Annotated in this window: 26 protein-coding genes; 14 read left to right on the top strand and 12 right to left on the bottom strand. The window is 33.4% G+C overall.

All coding sequences use genetic code 11. The features are described from left to right. The first annotated feature begins 25 nt into the window (after window positions 1-25). The gene (locus Q0845_RS14725; protein ID WP_298514635.1) at window positions 26-3,595 is read left to right on the top strand and encodes an amino acid adenylation domain-containing protein; all 3,570 of its coding nucleotides are present in this window, start codon (window positions 26-28) and stop codon (window positions 3,593-3,595) included. Between the two features lie 174 nt (window positions 3,596-3,769). Here the strand turns inward: Q0845_RS14725 and Q0845_RS14720 are convergent, their stop codons facing one another. From Q0845_RS14720 to smpB, 3 genes are all read right to left on the bottom strand, one after another. Further along, a complete protein-coding gene (locus Q0845_RS14720; RefSeq protein ID WP_298514633.1) occupies window positions 3,770-4,942 on the bottom strand; it encodes an aminotransferase class V-fold PLP-dependent enzyme in 1,173 nt (390 codons plus the stop codon). Between the two features lie 24 nt (window positions 4,943-4,966). Beyond that, window positions 4,967-6,094, bottom strand: a complete 1,128-nt coding sequence (locus Q0845_RS14715; protein ID WP_298514631.1) for a T9SS type A sorting domain-containing protein — start codon at window positions 6,092-6,094, stop codon at window positions 4,967-4,969. 784 nt (window positions 6,095-6,878) lie between these two features. Then, complete coding sequence (smpB, locus tag Q0845_RS14710; protein ID WP_298514629.1) at window positions 6,879-7,337, bottom strand: SsrA-binding protein SmpB; 459 nt, start codon at window positions 7,335-7,337, stop codon at window positions 6,879-6,881. Between the two features lie 159 nt (window positions 7,338-7,496). Here smpB and Q0845_RS14705 point away from each other — a divergent pair, with 159 nt between their 5' ends. Continuing rightward, window positions 7,497-8,150, top strand: coding sequence for an OmpW family outer membrane protein (locus Q0845_RS14705; RefSeq protein WP_298514627.1), 654 nt, complete (start codon window positions 7,497-7,499; stop codon window positions 8,148-8,150). A gap of 165 nt (window positions 8,151-8,315) precedes the next feature. Then, entirely contained in the window at window positions 8,316-8,561 is a 246-nt protein-coding gene (locus Q0845_RS14700; protein ID WP_298514626.1) for a hypothetical protein, read from the top strand. 69 nt (window positions 8,562-8,630) lie between these two features. On the opposite strand, the gene Q0845_RS14695 is transcribed toward Q0845_RS14700, so the two are convergent. From Q0845_RS14695 to Q0845_RS14675, 5 genes are read right to left on the bottom strand one after another with little or no spacing between them, the layout of a single operon-like run. Then, window positions 8,631-9,158 carry a histidine phosphatase family protein gene (locus Q0845_RS14695; protein WP_298514624.1) on the bottom strand — a complete coding sequence of 176 codons (528 nt, stop codon included), beginning with the start codon at window positions 9,156-9,158 and terminating at the stop codon, window positions 8,631-8,633. A gap of 20 nt (window positions 9,159-9,178) precedes the next feature. Then, complete coding sequence (gene deoD, locus Q0845_RS14690) at window positions 9,179-9,877, bottom strand: purine-nucleoside phosphorylase (protein ID WP_298514621.1); 699 nt, start codon at window positions 9,875-9,877, stop codon at window positions 9,179-9,181. Window positions 9,878-9,879: 2 nt separating this feature from the next. Further along, window positions 9,880-10,545 carry a deoxyribose-phosphate aldolase gene (deoC, locus tag Q0845_RS14685; RefSeq protein WP_298514619.1) on the bottom strand — a complete coding sequence of 222 codons (666 nt, stop codon included), beginning with the start codon at window positions 10,543-10,545 and terminating at the stop codon, window positions 9,880-9,882. A gap of 59 nt (window positions 10,546-10,604) precedes the next feature. Continuing rightward, the gene (locus Q0845_RS14680) at window positions 10,605-11,093 is read right to left on the bottom strand and encodes a thioesterase family protein (protein WP_298514617.1); all 489 of its coding nucleotides are present in this window, start codon (window positions 11,091-11,093) and stop codon (window positions 10,605-10,607) included. A gap of 55 nt (window positions 11,094-11,148) precedes the next feature. Continuing rightward, window positions 11,149-11,745, bottom strand: a complete 597-nt coding sequence (locus tag Q0845_RS14675) for a TetR/AcrR family transcriptional regulator (protein ID WP_298514615.1) — start codon at window positions 11,743-11,745, stop codon at window positions 11,149-11,151. Window positions 11,746-11,887: 142 nt separating this feature from the next. On the opposite strand from Q0845_RS14675, the gene Q0845_RS14670 reads away from it, so the two are divergent. From Q0845_RS14670 to Q0845_RS14660, 3 genes are all read left to right on the top strand, one after another. Continuing rightward, window positions 11,888-12,091, top strand: coding sequence for a hypothetical protein (locus tag Q0845_RS14670; RefSeq protein ID WP_298514613.1), 204 nt, complete (start codon window positions 11,888-11,890; stop codon window positions 12,089-12,091). Window positions 12,092-12,160: 69 nt separating this feature from the next. Next, window positions 12,161-12,424 carry a hypothetical protein gene (locus Q0845_RS14665; protein ID WP_298514611.1) on the top strand — a complete coding sequence of 88 codons (264 nt, stop codon included), beginning with the start codon at window positions 12,161-12,163 and terminating at the stop codon, window positions 12,422-12,424. Between the two features lie 11 nt (window positions 12,425-12,435). Then, window positions 12,436-12,705, top strand: coding sequence for a hypothetical protein (locus tag Q0845_RS14660; protein ID WP_298514608.1), 270 nt, complete (start codon window positions 12,436-12,438; stop codon window positions 12,703-12,705). A gap of 142 nt (window positions 12,706-12,847) precedes the next feature. Here the strand turns inward: Q0845_RS14660 and Q0845_RS14655 are convergent, their stop codons facing one another. Together Q0845_RS14655 and clpB are read right to left on the bottom strand one after the other, a co-directional pair. Continuing rightward, window positions 12,848-13,351: a hypothetical protein gene (locus tag Q0845_RS14655; protein ID WP_298514607.1), complete on the bottom strand. Its 504-nt coding sequence runs from the start codon at window positions 13,349-13,351 to the stop codon at window positions 12,848-12,850. Between the two features lie 352 nt (window positions 13,352-13,703). Beyond that, a complete protein-coding gene (gene clpB, locus Q0845_RS14650) occupies window positions 13,704-16,304 on the bottom strand; it encodes an ATP-dependent chaperone ClpB (protein WP_298514605.1) in 2,601 nt (866 codons plus the stop codon). Between the two features lie 159 nt (window positions 16,305-16,463). Here clpB and ytxJ point away from each other — a divergent pair, with 159 nt between their 5' ends. After that, complete coding sequence (gene ytxJ, locus Q0845_RS14645; RefSeq protein WP_298514603.1) at window positions 16,464-16,859, top strand: bacillithiol system redox-active protein YtxJ; 396 nt, start codon at window positions 16,464-16,466, stop codon at window positions 16,857-16,859. Window positions 16,860-16,983: 124 nt separating this feature from the next. After that, a complete protein-coding gene (locus Q0845_RS14640) occupies window positions 16,984-18,099 on the top strand; it encodes an AraC family transcriptional regulator (protein WP_298514601.1) in 1,116 nt (371 codons plus the stop codon). 184 nt (window positions 18,100-18,283) lie between these two features. On the opposite strand, the gene Q0845_RS14635 is transcribed toward Q0845_RS14640, so the two are convergent. Further along, a complete protein-coding gene (locus tag Q0845_RS14635) occupies window positions 18,284-19,477 on the bottom strand; it encodes a hypothetical protein (protein ID WP_298514597.1) in 1,194 nt (397 codons plus the stop codon). A gap of 281 nt (window positions 19,478-19,758) precedes the next feature. On the opposite strand from Q0845_RS14635, the gene Q0845_RS14630 reads away from it, so the two are divergent. The 6 genes from Q0845_RS14630 (at window position 19,759) to Q0845_RS14605 (ending at window position 24,516) form a co-directional block, all read left to right on the top strand. Next, complete coding sequence (locus Q0845_RS14630) at window positions 19,759-19,959, top strand: hypothetical protein (RefSeq protein ID WP_298514594.1); 201 nt, start codon at window positions 19,759-19,761, stop codon at window positions 19,957-19,959. Window positions 19,960-20,019: 60 nt separating this feature from the next. Next, a complete protein-coding gene (locus Q0845_RS14625; protein ID WP_298514591.1) occupies window positions 20,020-20,214 on the top strand; it encodes a class I lanthipeptide in 195 nt (64 codons plus the stop codon). Window positions 20,215-20,252: 38 nt separating this feature from the next. After that, window positions 20,253-20,495: a hypothetical protein gene (locus Q0845_RS14620; RefSeq protein ID WP_298514588.1), complete on the top strand. Its 243-nt coding sequence runs from the start codon at window positions 20,253-20,255 to the stop codon at window positions 20,493-20,495. Window positions 20,496-20,846: 351 nt separating this feature from the next. Continuing rightward, window positions 20,847-21,596 (top strand): sulfite exporter TauE/SafE family protein, encoded by a 750-nt coding sequence (locus tag Q0845_RS14615; RefSeq protein WP_298514585.1) that lies wholly within the window; start codon window positions 20,847-20,849, stop codon window positions 21,594-21,596. 215 nt (window positions 21,597-21,811) lie between these two features. Next, the gene (locus Q0845_RS14610) at window positions 21,812-23,122 is read left to right on the top strand and encodes a polysaccharide lyase family 7 protein (protein ID WP_298514582.1); all 1,311 of its coding nucleotides are present in this window, start codon (window positions 21,812-21,814) and stop codon (window positions 23,120-23,122) included. 266 nt (window positions 23,123-23,388) lie between these two features. After that, window positions 23,389-24,516 (top strand): AraC family transcriptional regulator, encoded by a 1,128-nt coding sequence (locus Q0845_RS14605; protein WP_298514579.1) that lies wholly within the window; start codon window positions 23,389-23,391, stop codon window positions 24,514-24,516. Between the two features lie 441 nt (window positions 24,517-24,957). Here the strand turns inward: Q0845_RS14605 and Q0845_RS14600 are convergent, their stop codons facing one another. After that, a complete protein-coding gene (locus tag Q0845_RS14600; protein WP_298514575.1) occupies window positions 24,958-25,899 on the bottom strand; it encodes a hypothetical protein in 942 nt (313 codons plus the stop codon). Between the last annotated feature and the right edge of the window lie 114 nt (window positions 25,900-26,013).

Here is a 26,013-nt window from a genome sequence, read left to right as displayed (position 1 = left end):
CAACTTAATTATAAAGAAAGATGATATGGATGAATTAATTCAAAATATTGATGAAAACCTAGAAACAACTATTTGCGGATTGATTAAAAAGCAAATGCTAGCTTCCCCAGAACGAATAGCAATCGTAGATGGAACTACCAGAATTGACTATAAAACCTTGTTAGAAAAGGTTGATGAAGTTGCTGGAGAACTCAAACATCGTAACGTTTTGCCCGGATCTTTAGTAGGAGTCTGTATGAATAGATCGTGGGAACTTATTGCAGCTTTAATCGGAGTGATGCAAGCAGGATGTGCGTATGTTCCACTAGATCCATCATACCCTGAAGATAGAATCAAGTACATGTTGAAAAATTCTCGTGCGGTGATCACTATTGTTGATGCTGAACAAACTGCCAATCTGTGCAAAGACGCAACGGAGTTAATTCAAATTGATAATTTAGGGAATCACAAAAGTGCTGTAGTGAAAGCCAGTGCGAATGCGTTGGCGTATATTATTTATACTTCTGGTTCTACAGGAAAACCAAAAGGTGTTGCTGTAGAACATCGTAGTGCTGTTGCGATGAGTCAATCGATGCGAGCATTGTTTAGTGATGCAGAATTGAATGGAATGCTTGCTGCAGCATCGGTATGTTTTGATACTTCTGTGATGGAAATCATGGGAACTTTAGCATTAGGCGGAAAAATTATATTGGCCCAAAATGCGTTAGATTTAAATCATATTCCAGCAGTTGCAGAAGTAAGAACCTGTGTGATGGTTCCGTCTTCAGTACAAGCATTACTTTCCGTAGAAGATTTGCCAAGCGGCATAAAAACACTCATTTTTGGAGGAGAAGCACTCAAACGTTCGTTGGTAAAGCAAGTATTTGACCAAAAATCAGTTTCACGCGTATTCAACTTTTATGGACCTACAGAAGACACGGTATTTTCTACGGTGAAGGAACTTTTTGAAGATACTGAAATCGTCACTATAGGAAAGTCTGTAAAAAACTCAAACTCTTATATTTTAGATGAAAATCTACAGCTTCTACCGATTGGCGAAGCAGGAGAATTATACCTTGCGGGAAGCAAACTCGCACGTGGATATTTATATGATGAAGAAAAAACAAAAGAACGATTTGTTGAAATAATACCTAGCGACCTCATTCCACATAAAAGATTATACAAAACAGGCGATTTGTGTAGCAGACTACAAGATGGAGACATTGAATTTCTTGGACGTGTAGATCAGCAAGTGAAAATAAGAGGTTTTCGAATTGAATTGGAGGAAATAGAATCCACTCTCGAAACAATGAAAGGTATTAAAGCTGCCGCAGCTTCAGTGATAGAAGGAGGAATTGGACAAAAAATACTTGCTGTATATGTTGTAACGGATAAAGATATGTCACCGACAAAGGATTCTATAAAACTTTATTTGTCAAAACGATTGCCAAAATATATGATTCCTCAAGTTGTAAATTACCTTGACAAATTACCGCTTTTACCAAATGATAAATTAGATCGTAAAAAGCTTTCTAGTGTACAGCATGATAATAATTGTACATCTGCATCAACAACAGGCAAAGAGTTTCAAAAATTGACAAAATTATCTACTGAAGAATTAAAAAGTAACATTTCTGAAATCGTTAAAAATGAATTTGTTACAATTTTGAATTTAGCCAGTTCCATTCAAATCTCACCTGATGAATCATTTGAGAATTATGGATTAGATTCGCTAAGCACATTGGAATTTAGTAGCAGACTTTCGAATGCATTAGCTATTAAATTATCGGCGCATGTAATTTTCGAAAATCCAACACTACACACACTTTCAAACTATATTGCTACTGTCGTTAGTGGGAATGAAGTTTCCGCAAAAAAGCAATTCAATACTACGCTAGATTCATTGGCAACTTTTCAATCTCACATTCAGTCGAGTCATCCTACATTTCAAGCCGCAAAAGTTACAGCATGGAGCGTGACGGATAAGAGTAAGTTAGTTCAAGAAGTAATGCGTATGGTAAATACAAATCGTAGAAATCCGTATGGAAAAGTTTTAAAAACGGGAAGTGCCACGAAAGGAATTGTGGGCGATGCGTATAATGATGAGGTACAAGAAGCTATTATTTGGACCACTAATTTATACTTAGGATTAAATCGTGATCGTGAGGTTATGAATAATGCACTAAGTGCTTTAGAAAACTTCGGAACAGGTATGGGAACTTCCGCTGCAGCATCCGGAATGACGAATCAGCATTTAGAATTTGAAACAGAATTTGCCAATTTGGTAGGTAAACCAAGTGCATGTTTGTTTCCTACGGGATATACGGCCAATGTTGGAGCTGTGGCTGGACTTTTAGGGAAAAATGATGTAGTTGTTATTGATCAACTTTGTCATGCATCTATAGTAGATGGAGCACGTCTTTGTGGTGCAACTGTTCGAACATTTAAACATAATAATGTTGCGGATTTAGAATCCGTTTTGCAATCAGAAGTATCTCCATACAATACTATTTTAGTCGTACTAGAAGGCGTATATAGCATGGGAGAAGGCGCAGCACCAGTTGCAGAGATTGTACGGATGGCCAAAAAATACAATGCGCTTGTATTGGTAGATGAAGCACATTCTTTTGGTTTTTATGGAGAAAATGGAGCTGGAATTTGTGCAGACCAAGGAGTTACTGAAGAAGTAGATTTTATCATGACTACACTGAGTAAAGCTTTAGGAAGTCTTGGTGGAGTTGTCGCTGCGAATCATGAACATGTTGATCTTTTAAAATCATCTTCGAGAGCTTATATTTTTCAAGCTTCCATAAGTCCCGCAGATATGGCAGCTGCGCTTACCGCTTTAAGACGTCTTCGTTCGGATGCTACATTACAAGAACGATTGTGGGATACAACGCGTTATATGCGTACACAGTTTGAAGATGCTGGATATGATTTAGGCACTGGCGATGGACCTATTGTCACACCACATTTTGAAGATAAAGATAAATTATACGCTATTGTACAAAGTTTATATAAACGCGGTGTGCAAACATCTGCGGTAACCTATCCAATTGTGGAAAGTGGAAAAGGACGTTTGCGATTTATTTGCTCTGCAGCACATACAAAAGCCGATGTCGATAAAACACTTGAAGCGCTTATATTAGCAGAAAAAGAAGTTGATCTTGAACTTGCATCAAAACGTAACAAAGTTGAAACTACCAATACAGAACGTTTCAATTTAGACGATTGGAGCGATAGATTTGTCAATTATCTTAGACAATCAATAGCAACAAAAAAGCTTCCTACTCCAGACTTGCAAATCACCCTAAAAGTGGAGGAAGATTCTGAGCCATTTGTAATGCTAATCAAAGAAGGAACTGTCACAACAAGTACCTTGCCTACTGAAGATATCTCTTTTTGTTCATTCGTATTTGATACTGAAGTCTCCATGGCTGCTTTACAAGCGTGTGATATTCAAGAATTGCTTGCTAGTATATGTAATGGAAGTTGTAAACTCAAAGGACAAACAGAACCTTTTATATGGTTTTTTAGCAGATTGATAGACTATAAAAAAGATGCTCAAATACTTTCTGATGTAACTCATACAGCATCAGAAGAAGCGATTGCTTAGAAAAAGGTATAAGATGTACTAAATTGAGCGCATTCGGGAAATCTGAATGTGCTTGATTTTGGTATGTGTTGTTTGGCGTGTTTGTGGATGATTTCGTTGCGTGTTTCAACAAATAATTTCGCTAGTAAGCTAGAAGCTAGCAATTGAATATATACATTGTTAGGTAAAGTTTTTTTACATTCCATCAATAACTTCAGAGACATAATCAATTTCTGTCAAAGTATTAAAATAATGAGGGGACAATCTTATAACCCATTCAACTTCTTTCTTTTCAAAATCAATAATACCCCATTGTTTGTTGCTTACACTAAAATAGATATTGTTTTCTTTTAATTTGGTTATTGTGTGTTCAAGTGATTTGTTAGTTTTGTTAAAGGTTAAAATATTGCATTTTTTTAATCCTTTATCATATAAATTTATTCCGGGGATAGAAGAAATATTATTTCTAAAGTGTTTCATTAACTTTGAATTATAAGATTGAACATTATCGATGCCTATTTGATTTAGATATCTTAATGCTTCAGTAAAACCTATTTTTAATGCATAAGGTTTTTCCCAAGTTTCAAAACGTTTTGCCGATTCAATAATCTCAAAATCATCTGTTTTTGTCCATCTTGCTCCAAATCCATCTATGAAAAGTGGATAATAGTCCTCTTTTAATACTCTGTCAGAAACATATAGAAATCCTGTCCCTCTTGGTCCTCTTAGAAATTTCCTTCCAGTTACGGTTAAAAAGTCACATTTTATTTCTTGGACATCTACATTTATTTGTCCTATAGATTGGCAAGCATCTAAAAGAAAAAGCACATGCCTTTCATTGCAAATTTTTCCAATTGCTTTTACATTTTGTATTAAACCTGAATTGGTTGGAACATGAGTAATGGCAACCAATTTGGGTTTATGAATATCTACCAAATTTTCAAAATCTAATAAATCTAATTCTCCATTTTCTAAAGTTTTGATTCTTTTAATTTTAATCCCAAATCGTTTTTTTAAAGAAAGAAATTGAATCTGGTTTGAGCCATAATCAACATCTGATGTTATTATTACATCATTAGATTTGAAGTTAATAGAAGACAATGCTTTAATGTATGAATCGGTTGCGTCATGTGTATAGGCAATATTATAAGGTTTTGAATTAATTAATTGAGCAGCTTGAGAGTAGAAGATTTCTATATCCTCTCTTTCATTTTCTGCAACTAAATATCCTCCATGATTTTCTTCACTCTGTAAATAAGTCGTGATTTGTTTTACAACAGATTTTGGCATTAATGAAGAACCTGCGCTATCCAAAAAAAACTTTTTGTCACAATCTTTAATATCTTTTCTAATCTGTTCTATGTTCATTTTTATCGAATTTTACCTAAACATTTATTTTTTGATTATTTTCTTGGTATAATATTTTGAGTCAGTTTCTATAACTACAAAGTACACTCCATTACTCAAATTACTCATATCTACAGAATATTTTTCATTAATGATATGATCTATTTTGATATGAAATTGGAATCCTATACTGGAAATAAGTGAAATATTTTTTATATTTTCTTTTGTATTGATAACTACTTTTGAGGAGGTAGGGTTTGGAAGAATAGTGAAATTATTAAATTGAAATGTGTCATTGGATAAAGTAACGGTGTCAAAAGAGAATCCTGTAGCTGTATCGGTAGCTATGGAATTACCAACGGAATCTTGATATTCTAGAGTTATATCATAAATGCCATCTGCTAAACTATTTGAACTAGCGATAAGAATTTCTGGAGTTGATGCAAAATTCAATCCGTCAATGTTTCCACTAAAAGACGTTATATCCAATAGTGTTAAAACAATATCATTATTACTTGCATCAGTAAATGTTAATTTAACAGTTCCTGTAAGTGGTGTTTCTGGAATTGTAAACTGTAAGTTTATTAGAGAACTACCCGGTGTAGTTGAAGAATTATCCGAGGGACTAATAAGTACTGGAGGTAAGGTAACAGAATCATAAGTAATATTAGTATTGATATCACTAAGAAAGGGGTTCCCTGTTGTATCTAAATACGCTAATTGCACAGAATAGGTATCATCCGGCAAAAAAAAAGAATTACTAGAGGCAACAAAAGGATTGTTTGTGATATCAGAACTATCAAGAGTTGTACTGTGTTGCCCTGCATTTTCAAAGCTGTTATCAAAGGTGACGACGACTGTAAATGACCCTACAAATGTTAACGTTACGCTTCCTGGCATTGCATTTAAAGGTAATGTGAAATCTACAAAAATATCATTAGCATTAGAGGAATTGGATGTGGGAGAATTAAGGGTTGGAGTACTTAAAACTACTGGAGTACTAGAACAAACTGGATTGAAAGAAATATGTTCTAAACTATTTACTTCTGCCGTTGCATTATAACTTCTAACTACGGGATTACAATAGTCATACGCCTGAGTAGAAAACCAAGAAAATAGGATCATAGACAGAGTAACTATTTTTTTCCATTTAAAAGTGTAGTGTTTTTTCATTTAGGATTATTTTTTATAGTTTGTAAGACTTACTAAAAATGTAGAAAAAAGGCAATTATAACTACATCATAATATTTCTCTTTTAATTTTTATTCAATTTATAAATATAGTGTATTGAAAAAATCATAAAACCTTATGATCAAGTAATAAACATTTTACTTCGATCAAATTATATAGTTTTACAGAATGTATTTTTTATCATTCTACTTCTCACTTAAACTCTACACAAACACTTCGCAAATTCTTCTTTAAAACGGGTTTGATTCTTGAGTTTCGCCTGCGTTTAGCATTTCAGGTTTCACAAAAATCATTAGTATTCACTTCAGTTTACGTTTCTACATTCCGCGATATTACTACACTTAGTGGCTAACCTCCTTTATACTTATAGCATTATCACTATGTTCTGTAATGTATGTGAAACAAGAATTTCTGTTATCATACCTAGTACAGTAAACAGCAGGAACTTTGTTTATTATAACTTCCTCTTATTTTCCTTAAATGTAAAACAAAGATTATATATACAATGGGGTTTTCCGTAATTTTTCGACAAGCTGAATAAAACTGCATTGATAAATTCAACAAGAGCGTTCAGTAGCGTAAAATAGATTCCTGCCTGCACTTCGATAAACTTAGTAACCACGCAGAAATGACAGTATTCAGCTAATTAATAAGATACTGAGTTTATGAGCTTCTAAGTTCAAGATGACATAAGAAAGCACGTTTTACGAATTCCGTAATAAAATCATGTAGCAAGTACATGATACATATAGTGAATAATAAAAAACTAGCGGAAACTCTTCTTAATACGATCTAGATTACGTTTGTTGTCGCGATCTTTCATGGTTTCACGCTTATCGTGGATTTTTTTACCTTTTGCCAACGCAATAGAAAGTTTGGCCAAGCCTTTTTCATTTAAAAACAAACGCAAAGGAACAATGGTTAATCCTGAGTTCTTGACTTGTTTGTTTAAGCTGCGCAACTCTTTTTTGTTCAACAATAACTTACGTGTGCTTCTTGGTTTGTGATTGTAGTGTGTCCCAAAAGCGTATTCTTCAATATACATATTCACTACAAAAAGTTCACCGCGCTCGTTGAATTCGCAGAAACTTTCGGCAATAGAAGCTTTGCTCAACCGAATGGATTTAATTTCCGTTCCTGTGAGTACAATTCCCGCTGTATACTTATCTAAGATTTCGTATTGAAAGCGCGCCTTCTTGTTTTGTATGTTGATGTTTTTTTGCATGAATTGCCAAAGTTACTAACATTTCTTAGAATCGCAAGTATATAGGCATCTAAGCTTTTATAATTCCTAATAATATCTTTCAATAAACTATGACTTTTGTCATTTTTCCTTGAGAAAGTCGGACATACATTTGTACTATAATAATTAAATAATAGACTTATGAAAAAAGCAGTATTCGGTGTTTTTTTATTGTTAGGAATTGTTCAACTAACAGCACAAGAAGATGTTCAACAACAAGATGAAAATACGTTCAAAAAATGGCAGGTGCGCGCACGTATAATTTCTGTTATACCAAATGAAAGCGCTACTATTGAAACTATTGGTGGTGATGTTTCTATCGCTACAGCCTATGTTCCTGAATTGGATTTCACCTATTTCTTCACCGAAAATTGGGCGGCTGAATTAATCTTAGCAACGACCAATCATGATGTTGAAGCTATCAATACTGCAGTTGGGACAATTGATTTGGGCGATGTTTGGTTATTACCGCCTACATTAACGTTGCAATATCATTATCCGCTAGGCGATTTTAAACCATATATAGGAGCCGGAATTAACTATACCATTTTTTACAGTGCAGATGAAGGTCCAGTGGCAGACGCTATAGATTATGATAATAGTTTCGGATTCGCTTTTCAGGCAGGATTTGATTATGCACTTACAGATACTTGGTTTTTAAATTTAGATATAAAAAAGATCCTCATTCAAACAGATGCTACTGTCAATGCGAATACAGCACTAGGAGCAACCGTAGGAGCAGATGTAGATATCAATCCGTTAGTAATAGGAATTGGTATTGGAATGAAGTTTTAATTGTTTGCACATAGTTTGGGAAAAGAAAACGTCGCTTTTGAGTGACGTTTTCTGTTTTTACAGAGAAATTGAACGTTATTTATAAATCACGATTTACTTTTCTAGGTAGCTCTTTTTCAAATGATTAAGTTTAAAGTAGTATGAACCTTTTTAAAACCAATTATTATGAAAAAAAAGCAATTAAACAACTTGAAGCTTAACAAAAAAAAGATTTCAGATTTAAGCAGCATGAACCAAATTAAAGGAGGAACTGCATTAGAATGCGCAATTAGTATGTGGATTTGTCCAATAGTAACACATACTATTTCTTTGGCTGTTTGTCCAAATGATGATACTTCTGCGAATGGTTGTACTGGAACTCCAGATGAAACTATGACTTGTGCCAATTGGTCTTGTACTTGTCCAAAATAATAGAATTATATACCAAACAAAAACGCCACTACAAAGTGGCGTTTTTTTATACTATATTTTAGATGAAAATTAATTTACCGTCAATAATTGTACTGTTTTAGAATCTCCAGAAATGGTAACAATGTATAAGTTTCCATTGTTATCGTCTTTAATAGATTCATAATCTTCTCTTTGAATCAGTCTATTTACAAAGGCTGGTGTTGTATTACTGTGACCAACAATTAAAACTGTTTGTCCTTTAGTTTTCTTTAAAAAATCATCTAGTTTTATTCCAAATGGATTATAGGTTTTTATTTCTAATTCTTGTGATTCTGCTGTTGGCTTCGCCGTTTGTCGTGTTCTATTATAGTCTGTAGAATACACAGCGTCAAAAGGCACTTTTTTAAATACAGAAGCCCAATATTCAGCTCTGTTGTGACCTTGTTTTGTTAAATCTGGATTTTTATTGCTTTTGTCAGAACGATCTTTTTCCGCATGACGAATTAAGTAGTACACAGAAGTTTTTACTTTTTCTTCTTTCTTAGTGTCTTTTCTTTCTTGTGCAAAACAATTTACGACTAAGAATAAACTTAGCACGAATAGTATATTTTTTTTCATTAGGTGTTTGTGTTTTTTGATTAACTAATAGCAAGTGCAATTTCGATCATTTCTTTGAAAGTTTGCGCTCGTTCATCGGAAGTTGTGGTTTCATGCGTTACCAAACTATCCGAGATTGTGAGTAAAGATAATGCTTTTACTTGAAAACGCGCAGCAATTGTGTATAAGGCAGAAGTTTCCATTTCTACACACAAAACGCCATACTTTGCCCATTTTTTATAATAATCAGGATCTTCTTGATAAAAAATATCGCTAGTCAAGATGTTTCCGGCTTTTACAGGAATGTTTTTTTCTTTGGCAACATTAATTGCATCCATAAACAATTCCGCATCAGCAGTAGGCGCAAAGTTTTCTCCCAAAAAAGGCAAACTATTCATGCTACTGTTTGAAGAAGCTGACATGGCTACCACAATATCACGAATTTGCACTTCTTTTTGATATGAACCTGCACTTCCTACACGAATGAGTTTTTGCACATCGTATTCATTGATCAATTCATGTACATAGATGGAGATTGATGGCGCGCCCATTCCGGTACCTTGTACAGAAACAGGTTTCCCTTGAAATGTTCCTGTATAGCCGTACATACCACGAATATCGTTGTATAATACTGGATTTTCTAAAAATGTTTCTGCAATCCATTTGGCACGAACTGGATCGCCAGGAAGTAATACTGTGGATGCAATATCACCTTTTTTTGCATTGATATGTATGCTCATAATTAATAACTGTTTTGAGCTGAAGTTCCAGAAACAATAGCAATTCCGTTAGAAGTTCCGATACGAGAAACACCAGCATCAATATATTTTTGAGCGGTTTCAAAGTCACGAATACCACCAGAAGCTTTTAGTTTTGCTTTTCCGTTTACAGCATTTTTCATCAAATTGATTGCTTCTAAAGTAGCGCCGCCAGTTCCGAATCCTGTGGAAGTTTTTACAAAATCAGCACCTGCATTTACCGCAAGTTGAGATGCTTTTACAATTTCTTCATCCGAAAGGTAACAGGTTTCTATAATGACTTTTAAAACACTATTTCCAGCAGTAAATTTTAGCTTTCTGATTTCTTCTTCGACTAAATTTTCTTCTCCCGATTTAAGCCAACCCAAATTGATAACCATATCAAATTCGTAAGCACCATCAATTTTTGCCTGTCGCAGTTCTGCTACTTTCGCTTCGGTACTCATTGCGCCCAACGGAAAACCAATAACACTACAGACAACTACATCGGTGTTGGGAAAAAGATAATCCTTTGCCAAATTTACATGTGAACTATGCACACAAACAGAAAAAAAGTTATGTTCAATAGCTTCTGTACAGAGTTGTTGTATGTCAGCGATCGTTGCTGTAGGTTTTAGTAACGTATGATCGATATAACGGTTAATGTTCATAAAACGTTCAGTTTTGCTGTAAAGATACTTAAAAACTCAACTTCGAAAACTGATAATTATCAAGAAATGCTGACCATTCGCAAACTTTTTACACGTTCGTCAAAATTAGTCTCAGCTACAGGAAGTTGAACATTTTCAAAAAGTGATAAAAACTGTTCATTATGTTCGTGTGCTTTTCCTTTGAGTACGTTGAAATGCACAAAAGAACTCCACATCACCGCTTTTAATTCGGTTTTTTCTTCATTGTACATGCGAATTTCAACTAAGAGTTGTTTTTTGCCATAGTGAAGCAATTGTGATTCAATAGTAACGGTTTCCATCACATTTGCAGGTCGTAGGTAGGCAATTTGATGCGAGCCAACTACCCAAGTTGTGCCTGTTTTTTTAGCATTTTCGAAGATATTTAAATCATAGTGCTCAATCAATTGATCTTCTCTTGCATTGATGAGGTAATCTAAATATTTACTGTTGTTAAGATGATTTAAAGGATCGCAATCTTGAAATCTGATTTTAGTTTTGCTGGTTAAAATTTTTGGTAATTCGTTCATTATATGTTGTTTTTAAAATATACCAATTGGTATATTTTTGATTAAAAAAATAGTTTTATGCTCTTAATTCGGTATCAATCATTTTATCAATTTGATCCATGGTGTCTTTAATGTAAAATTCATCATCCATGGTATATGCCATAAAAATTGCTCCTTGAATCATGGTATCGATACGTTTTGCGGTAAACATGGCGTTGACTTCAGTGCTTATTTCTCCACGTTCAATTCCATCTTCAATTATCGTTGCTAATTGATCTTGTATGCGTTGAATAATGGTGCGCACTTTTTGTAATAGTAATGTATTTTGATTATTCGCGTCCACGCCAACATTTAAAATAGGACAACCACCCATTTTGTTTGTGTATAAATAATAATTACGGTAAAAATCGGAGATCAGAAACAGCTTTCTGATAGGAGAATTGCTCTTGTCCATATGCTTTACGAGTTCTTTCATTAAAAGCTTTACCATAAACTTAAAGGAAGCAATGGCCAGTTCTTCTTTGTTTTTGAAATTTCCGTAAATGGCACCTTTTGTCAAACCTGTTGCTTTGGTAATATCAGAAATACTAGTCGCGGCGTATCCATTCTTATTAAAAATAGGTGCGACAGTTTCTACAATAAAAGCGGCGGTTTTTTCGGCTTTCGTAATCATACTTCAAATATAATTAAAAAAATATACCGATCGGTATAAAAATGGTTTTTATTGTTAACACGTAGTCGAAGTATAGTTTCTATGTATTGTTAAGTGGTTGATTGTTAGTAAATTTATGTAGTATTAATTTAAAATATAAATCATGAAAAAAAGAAACTTCACTATAAAGCTGGCATTGAAAAAGAAGGTAATTGCTGTGTTAGATGCTAAAAAACTTACAGGAGGAAGCGCCAATGCTAATTCAGACGATCCATTAACACATAACAGTTTGTGCCCAATTGAAACATGTTCATGTACAGATCCTAAATTTGATAATTGCAAGCCAGTACCAGTAGATAATCAGTGATTTTTTTGAAAAAAATGGTGTCGTATTGCTAGTTTAGTTGAATCATTAATTTCTAATACATCTAATACTATGAAGAAAAAGAATTTGAATATGAAGTTACGTTTGAGAAAGGATAAGATCGCTTCTTTCAATAGTAAAAAAGTAACAGGAGGAATCGCATATAGTCCGCCGATTACTGTCGAGCAAGATGTATGTCAACCTTCTGATATCTGTTCAGATAAAGAAACCTGTCCTTATCATTGTATCACCATGCGAGAAGATGCTTGTTATACGGATCCAATTATCAGTTGTACTCCTGATGGTTGTGGATCAATGGTTAATTGTCAAATTTAAAAAAGTATATCATGAAGAAAAAGAATTTGAATGTCAAGTTGCGTTTAGGAAAGAGTAATATTGCTTCTTTTCGCCCCCGAACTGTCAAAGGTGGAACTGCAAATGCAGCAGATACACTAGCACAAACCATAGGTCGTCCATGTCCATTTACGGATACTTGTCCGTATACAGAAACCTGTCCGTATCAAAATTGTCAAACAGTGAAGGTTGATGCTTGTTTTACGGATCCTGGTATAAGTTGCGCGCCAGATACTTGTGCAGGTACATACAATAAAAATTAGTATTGAATTATATCCTACTATAATTATAAATTTTGAGTTAGTTAGGAAAGATAGGAGTGTGGCTTTGTATATGCTTCTATCTTTTTTTGCTTATGAGTATTTAAAAGGAATTGCATCATATTCAACTCAATCAAAAAAAATGTTATTCCAGTTTCCATTCGACTAAAACCAACGATAAAATGACATCATTCCAAACTTCAAAACTCGATAATTTTGGTCTGACAGGAATAATACTTGTTGGAATCCATTCCGTTCTACCATTGATATACATTAGGGCTTTGTATCGCAACGCTTTTTCAAAAGGATTGTCTACTTTTAACATCATTCCTTCATGATTTTTGCCTTTTACATTTTGAATAAATTCAATAACAATGGTCTTTTCTGGATTCAAATTTTCTTTGACAACTTTCATAGAATGAATAGAATCCGCTTTTACCTCAGTTTCAATAAATAGTTTTTCTGTAGGATAGATTTGAAGAATTTTATCTTTTACAAAATATGGTGAAATAGGAACGTCTTGTTGGTAATAGTTGACAGTATCTACAGCAACAGTTAATACAAAAGCATCTCTATTTGGTTTTTCATTTTGTGCATGAGCGTAAATACTAAATATCAAAAGTGTACTTAAAATTATTCTTTGTAACATGGTTTGGTTTTAGATGTTTATTATTTAACTTTTTAAAGTTACAGTTATTGTTTTAATGACTGTAAATTCTTTATTGAAAATTCAGGTTTTATTTATTTCACTGAATGACTTCTTTTCTTTCGATTCAAAACTATTTTATATGCCTTTATACTATTTTAAACTTTCTTTCGTTGGCAGAAAGAATTCTCAAAATTTTAACTTTTCCCTGTAAAATAAAGCCTTTCGAACAGCGTTTTATGTATGAATCTTGTAGTTCAGGAGATGTGAATATTTCCTGTCTTTGTTAGTAAACATCAAGAGCAGCTTTTTGTGAGCTGCTCTTGATTACTTTTATTTATAGAGAATATCTTACTTAATTCTCAATCAAACTTGTTTGGTTTCTAAAGACCAATTCATCATTGAATTCATCTAATAAAATAATACTTTCAGCAGTAACTTTTCCACTTAGAATTTCTTTAGATAATTCATTTAGTACTTTTCGTTGAATCACACGTTTTACAGGTCTTGCACCAAATTGCGGATCAAATCCTTGTTGTGCTAAATACTGAATGGCTTCTTCGGTAGCATCTAAGGTAATTTGCTGTTTTGAAAGCCTTTTTACCACATTTTTTAATTGCAAACGCACAATTTCTTTGATGTCAGCTTGTGTTAAAGGAGTAAACATCACCATGTCATCAATACGATTTAGGAACTCAGGTCGCACCGTTTTCTTTAACAAGCCTAAGACTTCCACTTTAGCAGCTTCTGTAGCGCTGTGCATGTCTTGCATTGCCTTAAACTTTTCTTCAATGATATGACTTCCCATGTTTGAAGTCATAATGATGATAGCATTTTTAAAATCGGCAACTCTTCCTTTATTATCAGTCAATCGTCCTTCATCCAAGACTTGCAATAAGATATTGAAGGTATCTGGATGCGCTTTTTCAATTTCGTCGAGTAAAACCACTGAATACGGTCTGCGTCTTACGGCTTCTGTCAATTGTCCGCCTTCATCATAGCCAACATATCCTGGAGGCGCACCAACCAATCTACTCACCGAATGCGATTCTTGATATTCGCTCATATCAATACGTGTCATCGCGTTTTCATCGTCAAACAAATAGGAGGCAAGTGCTTTTGCCAATTCGGTTTTTCCAACACCTGTCATTCCTAAAAATAGAAACGAACCAATAGGACGATTGGCATCTTGTAGTCCTGCGCGACTTCTACGAACCGCGTCTGAAACGGCAACAATAGCTTCTTCTTGTCCTACGACACGTTTGTGCAATTCTTTTTCGAGTTGTAATAGCTTTTCACGTTCGCTTTGCAACATTTTAGTTACCGGAATTCCCGTCCATTTTGCTACTACTTCGGCGATATCTTCATTCGTTACTTCTTCTTTAATCAGCGCGTTTTCTTCCTGCGTCTCTAGTTCTTTCTGTAAGACATCTAATTGTCCTTGCGCTTCTTTAATTTTTCCGTAACGCAATTCAGCTACTTTTCCATAATTTCCTTCGCGTTCGGCACGTTCGGCTTCTGCACGGTAATTTTCAATGGCTTCTTTGGTAGCTTGTACTTGATCTACAACATCTTTTTCAGATTGCCATTTGGAGAAAATCTCATCGCGTTCTTCTTTAATATTTGCCAATTCTGCATTCAACGATTTCAGTTTTGCTTCATCATTTTCGCGTTTGATGGCTTCAATCTCAATTTCTAATTGCATGATACGTCTGTCTAAAACGTCCAATTCTTCAGGTTTTGAGTTGATTTCCATGCGTAATTTAGAAGCAGCTTCATCAATTAGATCGATGGCTTTATCGGGTAAAAATCTGTTTGTAATATAACGTTGCGAAAGTTCGACTGCGGCAATAATTGCTTCGTCTTTGATACGAACTTTATGATGTGTTTCATATTTCTCTTTGATCCCTCTTAAGATAGAAATCGCGCTTTCAGTATCTGGTTCGCTCACAGTAATTTTCTGGAAACGACGTTCTAAGGCTTTATCCTGCTCAAAATATTTTTGATATTCGTCTAAGGTTGTTGCACCAATCGCTCTTAATTCTCCTCGTGCTAAAGCAGGTTTTAAGATGTTTGCGGCATCCATAGCACCTTGTCCGCCACCAGCACCAACTAAAGTGTGGATTTCATCAATGAATAAGACAATATCGCCATCTGCAGAAGTGACTTCTTTGATTACTGCTTTTAAACGTTCTTCAAATTCACCTTTAAATTTTGCACCGGCAATCAATGCGCCCATATCGAGCGAATAGATTTGTTTGTCCTTTAAATTTTCGGGAACATCACCTTGAATAATTCTGTGCGCTAATCCTTCCGCAATAGCGGTTTTACCAACTCCAGGTTCACCTACTAAGATTGGATTATTTTTGGTTCTACGAGAAAGAATTTGCAAGACTCTACGGATTTCTTCATCTCTACCAATGACAGGATCTAGTTTTCCATCGTTTGCCAATTGGTTCAAGTTGTTAGCATATTTGTTAAGCGAATTATACGTGTCCTCAGCAGAAGCAGAAGTCACACGTTCTCCTTTTCGCAGTTCTTGAATGGCTGCTTTTAATTCTTTTTCTGTAACACCTTGATCTTTTAAAATCTGCGCTATTTTGCTATTAGATTTGAAGATAGCTAACACTAAATGCGAAGTAGACACAAATTCGTCATTCATTTCTTTTGCTACAATGCTTGCATCTGTCAGAGTTTTTCCAGTAGCTGGCGACAACATAATATTTCCGCCACTTACTTTTGAAAAACTATTTAACGTGCTTTCTAAAATCTGTGAAAGCATAGTGATATTTACATTAAGTTTCTTCAATAAAAATGGCAATACATTGTCATCAACATCCATAATGGCTTTGAAAAGGTGTTCATTTTCAATTTGTTGGTGCCCGTATGTTTGCGTTATAAGCTGTGCTTGCTGTACAGCTTCTTGTGATTTTATGGTATAATTATTAAAATTCATAGCGTTCAATTCTGTAATTTTATAGTAATTTTGCAATAGTTATTCCAATTCAGAATACAAGACAAAATGACGGTTAATGCTAGTATTTACAAGACATTTTGACATTCGTGCAAGTTTTAAAAAAAGCATACGACTGATACTTTAAATTTACAGATACTTATGGGAATATTCAATAAATTATTTGGAAGTTCTGGAACATCAGAAACTCCTGAGCCTTCAAAATTGCAATGGACACGTTTGACAGATGTGTCACAATTAGATACTATTGTTAAAGAATCGAAAACACAACCTGTTGCGATTTTTAAGCATAGTACACGTTGCGGAATTAGCAGAATGGTAATTAAACAGTTTGAAAGTTCGTATGATTTGGAGGAAAACCAAATGAAAGTGTATTATTTAGATTTATTGAGTTTTCGTCCAATTTCACAAGAGGTTGCTGCACGTTTTCAGGTTTGGCATGAAAGTCCACAATTAATTATTGTTAAAAATGGAATTACGGTTGCGCATGCTTCTCACAGTCAAATCAACGCAATTCCACTGGAGCAATTTGTGTAATTTTTCTTTTTTAACTTTTCGCGGATAAGAATTAAGAGTTTTTTAAGACAGATTTTACGGGCTGTTTTGTACATTGATTTACATCATTCAATCAATCAAAATTCGTTCTTAAAAATTACTGCCGATGAAAACTACCATTAATATATGGATAATGCTGTTTTTTGCATTTGCCATACAAGCCTTCGTACTCGGAATTTTGTTTTTCCTAAAGCGCAAAGGTGATCGCGTTGCCAATAGTATATTTGGCGTTTTTTTACTGCTATTTTCTTATAATCAATTATTTAACTGTGCGTATTGGTCTGCCTACGATGGCTATTACATAGAGCACATGTCATTTACCAATTTTATTCCTTGGGTATTGTATGGTCCTTTGTTATATATATATATGAAGCGTGTGCTGAATAAAAATCCATTTACTTGGCGCGATTTACGGCATGCCATTCCCTTAGTCTGGATCTTTTTTGTGTTTGGGAGTTATTATGTATTACCGATAGAACTCAAACATGAAATTGATAGTACAGGAAACTATGCTGAGTATGTAAATTGGTGGCCAATTCCCAGAGAATATATGGTAGATGTAGTGACACTTTTAATGTTGGTATATGCTGTTAAAATTTACTTTTTGTATAGAAAAGAAAAAGATAAAGTTACCGAAGCACAACGGGTTTGGATTAAATCTTTAGGCCTGTGTTTTACTGGATATGCTTTGGTTTTTTTGCTCTATTTTGTATTGGTCAATTTACGACTCATGACCATGTCTAACGATTATTTGATAGGCTATGCGATGGTATTTTTTATAGGAATTGTTTCTTATTTTAGTTTTATGCAGCCTAGTATATTTTCGGGCGCTTTAAAGATTCCATTTATAAAGTATCAAAATAACGGTTTGTCTTCTTCAATTGCTGTTGAGATGAAAGAGAAGTTGATTTCTTTGATGGAAGCCGATAAGTTGTTTTTAGATAGTTCGCTTACGCTAGATGAATTATCTGCACAATTGAATATGTCACGACATCATACATCGCAATTGATTAACGAGCATTTTCAGGTCAATTTTTTTGAATTTGTCAATAATTATCGGATTAACGAGGCTATTCGATTGTTACAGGATAAACAAAACGATTTAAATATTAACGAAATTATTTATGCTGCAGGATTTAACAATCGGACATCCTTTTACAATGCTTTTCGGAAAAAAACGGGGATTTCACCAAAATCCTATCGGAGTCAGCATGCTTTGTGAAATAGATTTTTAGACTTGCTTTGCTTTTAGACTTTTAGACCGCTTTAGCTGTTAGATATTAGATTGCTTCGCTACTAGATTTATAGAAATTCCGAGCACAGTTGAGAAACTAAAGAAAACGAATGTTTCCACTGCATCTCAACTGTGCTCGATTTGATATTTGTATTAAATAATGAGATTAGGTTCAACGCCTAAATTTATTCCGTGTAAGAATGGCTTTGAGTCGTGCTTTTATGTCTTCTCCAGAGTCGTAAATCATTTGCTCATTGCTAGGAAATGGTATTGCTCGTACAGAAATTAAATCACGATATCTGTCGTCCAAAGCTCTTCTATCTCCATCAAAATCAGCATATGCATGTTCAAAAATGAATTCTGTACTAATTGGAAATGCTTCAATTAATTGTTTGGTTCTGTAATCAACAAAACGAACTTGTCCATTAACTTGTGCAGCTTTGAATTGTGTAAATTCATACAATTCGCAACGAATCGTTTTAAATTTATCTACTTTAATATCATTCCCAAGACTATCTTTTAATACGTTTCCATTGTTGTCAAGTGCATATTTCCAGCCATCTTTGATTTCTTTTTCTTTGATGATTTGCTTTTCTCTAATTTGCTCAGGGGAAACTTGAATATCTCTAAAATCTAAGATAAGTCCGAAATCATAGTTGATTTTTGCAATTTCATTTCCATGATATACAGTCCACATATCATTCAATCCATACGTATTAAAGTTCAATAAATCATCTTCCAAACGTCTAGGAATTACCTTGTCAGTTGCATTATTGAGTTGCACAAGTACAAAATCAGTTCCTTTGGCATGTGCTTCTTCCATGAGTCGCTGCACATTTTTATAATTTGGAGAAATCTCATCAATATATTGTAGATCTTCAAAGGCTTTTCGGTATTCGTATTTATTCCCTTTGTTTAAAAGCATTGATTGCGAAACCCTTTCATATAAATGTTCGGTCAATTTATTTTTTGTATCAATAATTTCTTCTGAATAATCTTCCATTGCAAACCGTGCATTTCTTCCTTCTTTCAAAATAGGTAAAGGGAGCAAAGGTTTAATCGATTCTTGACGGTTGTCCAATCCTGTATAAATAGTATACAGCGTTTCCAACTTTTCTGGATTTCCTTCTTTCTTTAAGAATTTAATCTCTGCCAAATCACGTGCTACAGCTTTTGAATATGCAGTTTCTAACAAATGTACATATTGCTGTTTTCTTTTTCGAGTTTTATTCTTCTTCAACTGATTAATGGCATTGTTAATCACCATGTCATAATCTCCTGTATTCAGTGCTTCTTGTGTTTTTTTGACACTGCCACAGGCAATTAATACTAAAGAAATACTAATGGTAAGTAGTAATTTTTTCATACGCTATTTGTTAGGTTTTATAGGTGTATACAATATGAATACCAAACTCACAAAAATACATTGATTTTTTAAAAAACCATGATTTAACTTTTAAAACCCGCGCTATAAAACAACTACAAAGAGTTCCAAAAAAAGCTCAAATCTAATTTTGTCAACCTTTATCGGTTAGGATGTTTTTACAGACTTTTCTGATTTACTTTATGAAAGAAATAAACGGCCATTTATATCTAAAAGTGGAAGCCGAAAAACTATTAGAGTAGGCATTACTAATATATTTTATCATGAAAAAACAAGAGTTAAAATCAAGTTTATCGTTGAATAAGTCTGTGATTTCAAATTTTGAAACTTCATATTTAAAAGGAGGAACTATCGGAATTGAGTCTGAAGACAGATTGAACTGTGAAACAGAAGACTGTGTAACACAAGATTGTATTACCATATTACAAACGAACTGTTATCAATGTCCAAATACGACTTGTTAAGTCTTAAAAATTAAAAATAACGCCAAAACTAAAAGTAGGCAACATTAAACACAAACCATCATGAAGAAAAAAAAGATAGAAAAAACGTTAAAGATTAATAAATCTAACATTGCAAGTTTATCAGACAAAAAAGTTGATATGATAAAAGGAGGATCAGCGGTACCACATTTATGTCCAACATTTATTCCAATTCTTTGTTTAGTTACCTATCGTTCTTGCACATTTACGGAAACGTTTCGTACGTGTCCCGTATAAAAGTATAATTTTTTAAAAATCATTAAAACCGAAACATTATGAAAAAACGAATCAAAAATTCATCGCTAAACATAAATAAATCAACTGTAGCACATTTAATTCAGCGTCAGCTTAGAGGTGGAGGCACATATACATGTCATGGACATTCATGTTGCCCAGAACCAACAGTAGCTGCAACATGTGCGAATACCTGCGCAAATACTTGCGGACCATTATGCGGAGAAGAGACAATTAATCCGAGAAGATGTGTGACTGAAACAATTATCACTTGTCCAGTATAATGAAATGTTTGTTGTAACAGAGTTAAGTTTTAAATTCATAGCATTATAAAAGCAAATCAAAGACTCATAATCACAAATTAAGAAAGCTGCGATAGCCGATAATATTTAGAAGCGAGTAGATTCAGATACATCAGAATCTACATATTCCACCTCAGTATTGGCAGGATAGTATGCTGTTATGAATCCCTCAGAGTATACGACGATTGCTTATTTCATGTATTAATTTTAATTAATTTAACTACAGTTGGATAACTCCAGGCTTCGGCTTGGAGTTATTTTTTTGGAATGGTTTTTTTCAGGATCGTATTAAAAACTAAACTTTTAAAGTAAATTGCAGCCAAATTTTATTGCATGTGTGATCCGCTTATTTATGTTCTTCTTGGTTTGGTAATTGGTTATATTGGAGGTTTTGCTGGAATTGGCGGCGGTCCGTTTTTAGTATCTTTCTTAGTTTTATACTGCGGAATGTCACAATTAGCTGCCCAAGGTAATGTACTTACCATGATGTTGGGACCTATGAGTTTGCTTGGTGTAATGTCACTTTACGGATATGTAAAACAACAATGGCTCAATATTGCTGTAGGCGTGATTTCCTATTGCGTGTTTTCATATTTTGGAGCCGAGCTTGCCTTTTATATCGGAGAAACGGACTTAAAATATTATTTCGCAGTATTGTTAATCCTCATTGCATTGTTACAATTTAAATCTTACCTGAAAAAAAATGCAAAAGAAGCACACAAAGATCATGTTTCCGTGTATTGGATAGGAATTTTGGCAGCTTGTACAGGAATTTTAGGAGGCATGTTTGGAATTGGAGCCGGTGTATTAATGGTGCCAATTTTAATAGGCGTTTTTAAACTAAAAAAAGAATATGCACGTGCGTTGAGCTTAGCCATTTTAATTCCACCGGTGAGTTATGGTGCATTTTTAAAGTATAATTATGAAAGTCCTGTTGATTGGCAATTGGTAGGAATTCTTTTTGGAACTTATTTTATTGCGAATTTCTTCGGAGCAAAAATGGGAAGTAAAATTTCAGGAAAAGCTTTTACACTAGTATATGGCATTCTTCTTCTTTCGATTGCTATTATTTATTTAGTCTAATATCATATTGATCGAATTCTAGACTCTTTCTTTTTTTCTTAGAAAGAGAATTTTGTATGCAATAAATTGTCTCAAAACGAACTGCATTATAAAACCCTCTCAATTTTACGGTTTTACATTTTTTCAATGTATATAAATTGTTGTATAATTGGTAAACCAATTTGGTTTACCAGATTGGTTTACCAAAAGAATAATATCAACCAAAAATTTTAACCATGAAACAATTTTTTATGAATTCATTTTACAACACTATTAAATGCATGCTATTATTATGCTTTTTGCTATGTGCTTCTTGCTCCAAAGATGAAGTAATAATGCTAGACGAAGATGCAGCTATTGAAAACGGGAAAATTCCTATACTCGCAAAAAATGGTCAAATTATACCCAACAGTGTTTCTGCCAATGGTGATGATGGAAATGTTCCACAGAATACATTAGACGGAAACTTAGGAACAAGATGGTCTTCCAATGGCTATAACGGAAAGTATATTACCTACGATTTAGGATCTGTGAAATCAGTTTCTTCTGTAAAATTGGCTTGGTATAAGGGAAATCAAAGAAAAGCCTATTTTAAGATTCGAGTAGGAACCAGTACATCTAATTTACAAACGGTCGTAGATCGAAAGAGCAGTGGAAGTAGTGGAAACACGAATAGCTTGGAAACCTATAGTTTTAATGCAGTAAATGTTCGTTATGTGCGTATTTCTTGTTTTGGAAATTCTTCAAGCTCTTGGAATAGTCTTACAGAAGCAGAAATTTTTGGAAGTGGCGGTACAGATCCAGGGACTGGAAATGGAGATTCTCCAGGTGATGTTTTAGGATTGACATCGAATAACTGGAAACTGAATGGTTTTACAGGAAGTCCAGGATCAAATGCAACCTACAGAGATAATGTATTGGCTTCTACAGGAGAAACTTTTGCTACGTATAACGATCCAAATTATTTTTATACGGATGGCGAATGGACGTATTTTAAATGCTATAGAGGTTTAGGCGGATCGGCAAATTCTGGAAATCCGAGAGTGGAATTAAGAGAAATGAGCAATGGAAATCTTGCTAGTTGGAATGGCGGTTCTGGGAATAATACCATGACGTTTACAGTTAGAGTAGATCGATTGCCGCAAGATGCCGATAATAATGGTGGAATTTTATGTTTTGCCCAAATTCACGGACCTTCCAATACTGTAGATGATGTGATTCGAGTACAATTCTTAGGAGACGAAAATCAAACTTCTGGAGGTGTACGATTGAAAATTAGTGGTTATATAACCGAAGATGTACAAGGAAGCAGCTTGATTATTGATAATGGTTATCAATTAAATACGAATTATACATTTAAAATTAGCTATAATAATGGTGTTGTAAAACTTTTTGATGGCAATAACGAAATCTTTTCACAAGCTATCGGAACAAATACTTCGGGTAATTATTTTAAAGTTGGAAACTATTTGCAATCGGTTCAAGGTGCAAGTTTTACAGGTTCTAACGGAATTGTTCGAATTAAAAATTTAAGCATTACACACTAATCAAAACTTAGTTCTTACATAAAGAGTCGTCTATAAAGTAAAATTTACAGACGATTTTTTTATGCATCTATATTTTTTCAAATGAAGAGCTTGGCAATGAATTTCAATTTGATTTCTAAATAACTAAAAACAAAAAATAAGCTGCATTTTTAGACAGTTTCAAGCTTTTAAATAAAATTCATATTAATTTCTTTTCTTACAAATAGCATTGAATTACTTTTTTGGCTAACTTACTAATGTAGTTGTTTTATGAAAAATACTTTATCGTGATCACACCTCAAATAGACATATGGATTCTGCTTTTTTTTGCATTCTCTTTTCAAGCGTTCATGTTAGGAATTTTATTTTTTCTAAAGCGGAAAGGCGATAAAGTTGCCAATAGACTTTTTGGCGTATTTATACTTTTATTTTCATACAATTTACTTTACAATTGTTCTTATTGGGCTACAAATGGCGGCGTATACCATCCGCATTTTATATTTACCAATTTGATTCCTTGGATTTCCTATGGTTCCTTATTGTACTTATACATTCGTCGTGTGTTGTATCAAAAGAAATTAACGCTAAAAGATAGTTTGCATGCAATTCCATTAGTGTCTGTTTTAGTAGTTTATGGAAATTTTTATGTATTGCCAGCTTCAGAAAAAATTCGAGCTTTAAGAACTACCGTGTTTTCTCACGATATTACTCTGATTAAGTTGTATAGAGAGTATGTGATTATCATCGTTATTTTCATCATGTTTTTTTATATCGGATTGATATCTAGAGAATATTACAAATACAAGGAAGAAACACCTTCGACTCAAAAGAAGCTTTGGATCGCAAGTTTATTAGTCTGTTTTGCTGCGTATGTGTTTGCCTTTACCTTATATTTTGTGTTGAATTATTTTAGATTAATGACCATTACAGGCGATTATATTATTGGCTATTGTATCGTCTTATTTATAGGTGTTGTTTCGTATTTTAGCTTTATGCAACCCGATATTTTTTCAGGAAAAAAAATCATTCCGTACATAAAATATCGTAAAAATGGAATGCTAGAATCTTTTGCACTGGAGATGAAGCAGCAGTTAGAAGATTTAATGGTCACAGAAAAAGTATATTTAGATCATACACTCACACTAAACAAACTGGCAGATTTATTAAATCTTTCCAGACATCATACTTCACAAATAATAAATGAGTATTTTCAATCAAATTTCTTCGAATTTGTAAATAACTATCGTATTAACGAAGCCATCAACTTAATGTCTGATAGTACGAATACAATGAATATTAATGAAATTATTGATGCAACAGGATTTAACAATCGTTCTTCATTTTATACAACTTTCAAAAAGAAAACGGGCATGTCTCCAACGGCATATCTACAAAAGTTTTCCAAAGACTCTTAGTCTACGCTTATAACGCTTTGTCAATCATAATCGGGAGGATTCAAAATTTGTCAATCCTTGTCGGCTCACGTGTCATTTCTTACACTTTTAATTTCCTTTGAAAAGAATTGTTAACGGCCAAAAACATTCTTTTTATAGCGGAATCCGAAAAGCTAATAGAGTAGGAAAATTATTTTAATCTTTTATCATTATGAAAAAAAATAGAAAATCAAATATGTTAGAATTAAAGAAGTCAGTTGTCGCTGAATTGTCTAATAAAGAAGTTACATCAGTATTAGGTGGATCAACCGTTTCGACTTCGGTTATACGTGCAGCGTGTGCGACTATCAATCCGTTAAATTGTTCTATGAGCGCATTTTGTGCTTATTAATACGCATTGATTGATAAGATCGTCTACTAGTAGACGATCTTATTTTTTAGGTATATAATATCTACAAATTTTTAATCGATTAGCTTTATGAATTGTTTCAAATCTTTGAATGTAATTTTCTTTTTTACACGATTTATTGAGATACTGATACCATTTGATGGAACAAAAACATAAATAACTTCATTAGTTGCAGAATCATAAACACTATATGAGATCATTGATAACGTACCATCGTCAGAAAGTATACTTTTACTTTTTCGCATGGGTGGTTGTATTTGTGCAATTCCTTTTATATATGCTTTATCTTCATAACTATTTATGATAGCATCGTCAATTACTTCTTTGCTTACGATTTCATACTCATATTTATACATTGATTCGAACTTCTTCAAGGCTTTTTTTGTAAAAGTATTTGCATCAATTAAAAGTGTTTTATTTTTTAAAACAGATACTCCTTTTAACTGTTCTTTGTATGCTTTCATTATTTCTTTTCGTTTCATTTTTTTATACTTAGTAAAAGAATCAATGTTTAATTGCAATTGTTTTACGGCAAATAATAAATCAGCTTTTGTAAAATCCTTTTTTTTATTTGTAGCTACTACTTTTGAAGCATTCTTTCCAAATATATTTCTGGCATATTCAGTAGAAACGGCTGTATAATATATAGGACTTGCTTCTCCTAAAAAACTTACTTTAATAACATTTCCCGGATACATTCCAATTTTTGGAGATGAAGTATAATCTAAGTAAGCATATGCATCACGTTCTTTTTTATTTTTCCTAAACACTTTTAGTTCTTCTTTAGTAACAAACTTGATCTCTTTATTAAATGTCCAATTTTCTTGTACAGCGGTTTTTAATCGTTGTCCAAAATCAGAATCTTCTACAGGAACTAATAGGATTTTCTCTTTTAATAATTTAGCTTGTTTCATCTTTTTTTTCATGCCCATTTGAGCTACACTTGTAGAAACTATGAATAGTGTAAATAATGCAAACAATATTTGTTTTTTCATGTCGATGCGTATTAAATATTTTTATGTTTTTGAATGCACAATTTTACATAGATAAAATTTAAAAACTACAGTGTTTACGGATACTAACGCCCGTAATTATCGAATTAAAGGTTG

This window comes from uncultured Kordia sp., assembly GCF_947489565.1.
GTDB lineage: Bacteria > Bacteroidota > Bacteroidia > Flavobacteriales > Flavobacteriaceae > Kordia.
Note: the sequence above shows the minus strand (reverse complement) of the source record. Positions and strands in the feature narration are given on the sequence as shown.

What these genes read in the sequence shown, in the direction of transcription:
- Q0845_RS14625 (WP_298514591.1), top strand. Translation starts at nt 20,020, where the DNA reads ATGAAGAAAAAAAAGATAGAAAAAACGTTAAAGATTAATAAATCTAAC.
- Q0845_RS14640 (WP_298514601.1), top strand. Translation starts at nt 16,984, where the DNA reads ATGAAAACTACCATTAATATATGGATAATGCTGTTTTTTGCATTTGCC.
- Q0845_RS14675 (WP_298514615.1), bottom strand. Translation starts at nt 11,745, where the DNA reads ATGATTACGAAAGCCGAAAAAACCGCCGCTTTTATTGTAGAAACTGTC.
- Q0845_RS14695 (WP_298514624.1), bottom strand. Translation starts at nt 9,158, where the DNA reads ATGAAAAAAAATATACTATTCGTGCTAAGTTTATTCTTAGTCGTAAAT.
- Q0845_RS14715 (WP_298514631.1), bottom strand. Translation starts at nt 6,094, where the DNA reads ATGAAAAAACACTACACTTTTAAATGGAAAAAAATAGTTACTCTGTCT.
- Q0845_RS14720 (WP_298514633.1), bottom strand. Translation starts at nt 4,942, where the DNA reads ATGAACATAGAACAGATTAGAAAAGATATTAAAGATTGTGACAAAAAG.
- Q0845_RS14635 (WP_298514597.1), bottom strand. Translation starts at nt 19,477, where the DNA reads ATGAAAAAATTACTACTTACCATTAGTATTTCTTTAGTATTAATTGCC.
- Q0845_RS14610 (WP_298514582.1), top strand. Translation starts at nt 21,812, where the DNA reads ATGAAACAATTTTTTATGAATTCATTTTACAACACTATTAAATGCATG.
- Q0845_RS14655 (WP_298514607.1), bottom strand. Translation starts at nt 13,351, where the DNA reads ATGTTACAAAGAATAATTTTAAGTACACTTTTGATATTTAGTATTTAC.
- deoC (WP_298514619.1), bottom strand. Translation starts at nt 10,545, where the DNA reads ATGAACATTAACCGTTATATCGATCATACGTTACTAAAACCTACAGCA.
- Q0845_RS14630 (WP_298514594.1), top strand. Translation starts at nt 19,759, where the DNA reads ATGAAAAAACAAGAGTTAAAATCAAGTTTATCGTTGAATAAGTCTGTG.
- Q0845_RS14700 (WP_298514626.1), top strand. Translation starts at nt 8,316, where the DNA reads ATGAAAAAAAAGCAATTAAACAACTTGAAGCTTAACAAAAAAAAGATT.
- Q0845_RS14600 (WP_298514575.1), bottom strand. Translation starts at nt 25,899, where the DNA reads ATGAAAAAACAAATATTGTTTGCATTATTTACACTATTCATAGTTTCT.
- Q0845_RS14620 (WP_298514588.1), top strand. Translation starts at nt 20,253, where the DNA reads ATGAAAAAACGAATCAAAAATTCATCGCTAAACATAAATAAATCAACT.
- Q0845_RS14725 (WP_298514635.1), top strand. Translation starts at nt 26, where the DNA reads ATGGATGAATTAATTCAAAATATTGATGAAAACCTAGAAACAACTATT.
- Q0845_RS14615 (WP_298514585.1), top strand. Translation starts at nt 20,847, where the DNA reads ATGTGTGATCCGCTTATTTATGTTCTTCTTGGTTTGGTAATTGGTTAT.
- smpB (WP_298514629.1), bottom strand. Translation starts at nt 7,337, where the DNA reads ATGCAAAAAAACATCAACATACAAAACAAGAAGGCGCGCTTTCAATAC.
- Q0845_RS14670 (WP_298514613.1), top strand. Translation starts at nt 11,888, where the DNA reads ATGAAAAAAAGAAACTTCACTATAAAGCTGGCATTGAAAAAGAAGGTA.
- Q0845_RS14680 (WP_298514617.1), bottom strand. Translation starts at nt 11,093, where the DNA reads ATGAACGAATTACCAAAAATTTTAACCAGCAAAACTAAAATCAGATTT.
- Q0845_RS14665 (WP_298514611.1), top strand. Translation starts at nt 12,161, where the DNA reads ATGAAGAAAAAGAATTTGAATATGAAGTTACGTTTGAGAAAGGATAAG.
- Q0845_RS14660 (WP_298514608.1), top strand. Translation starts at nt 12,436, where the DNA reads ATGAAGAAAAAGAATTTGAATGTCAAGTTGCGTTTAGGAAAGAGTAAT.
- deoD (WP_298514621.1), bottom strand. Translation starts at nt 9,877, where the DNA reads ATGAGCATACATATCAATGCAAAAAAAGGTGATATTGCATCCACAGTA.
- Q0845_RS14705 (WP_298514627.1), top strand. Translation starts at nt 7,497, where the DNA reads ATGAAAAAAGCAGTATTCGGTGTTTTTTTATTGTTAGGAATTGTTCAA.
- clpB (WP_298514605.1), bottom strand. Translation starts at nt 16,304, where the DNA reads ATGAATTTTAATAATTATACCATAAAATCACAAGAAGCTGTACAGCAA.
- ytxJ (WP_298514603.1), top strand. Translation starts at nt 16,464, where the DNA reads ATGGGAATATTCAATAAATTATTTGGAAGTTCTGGAACATCAGAAACT.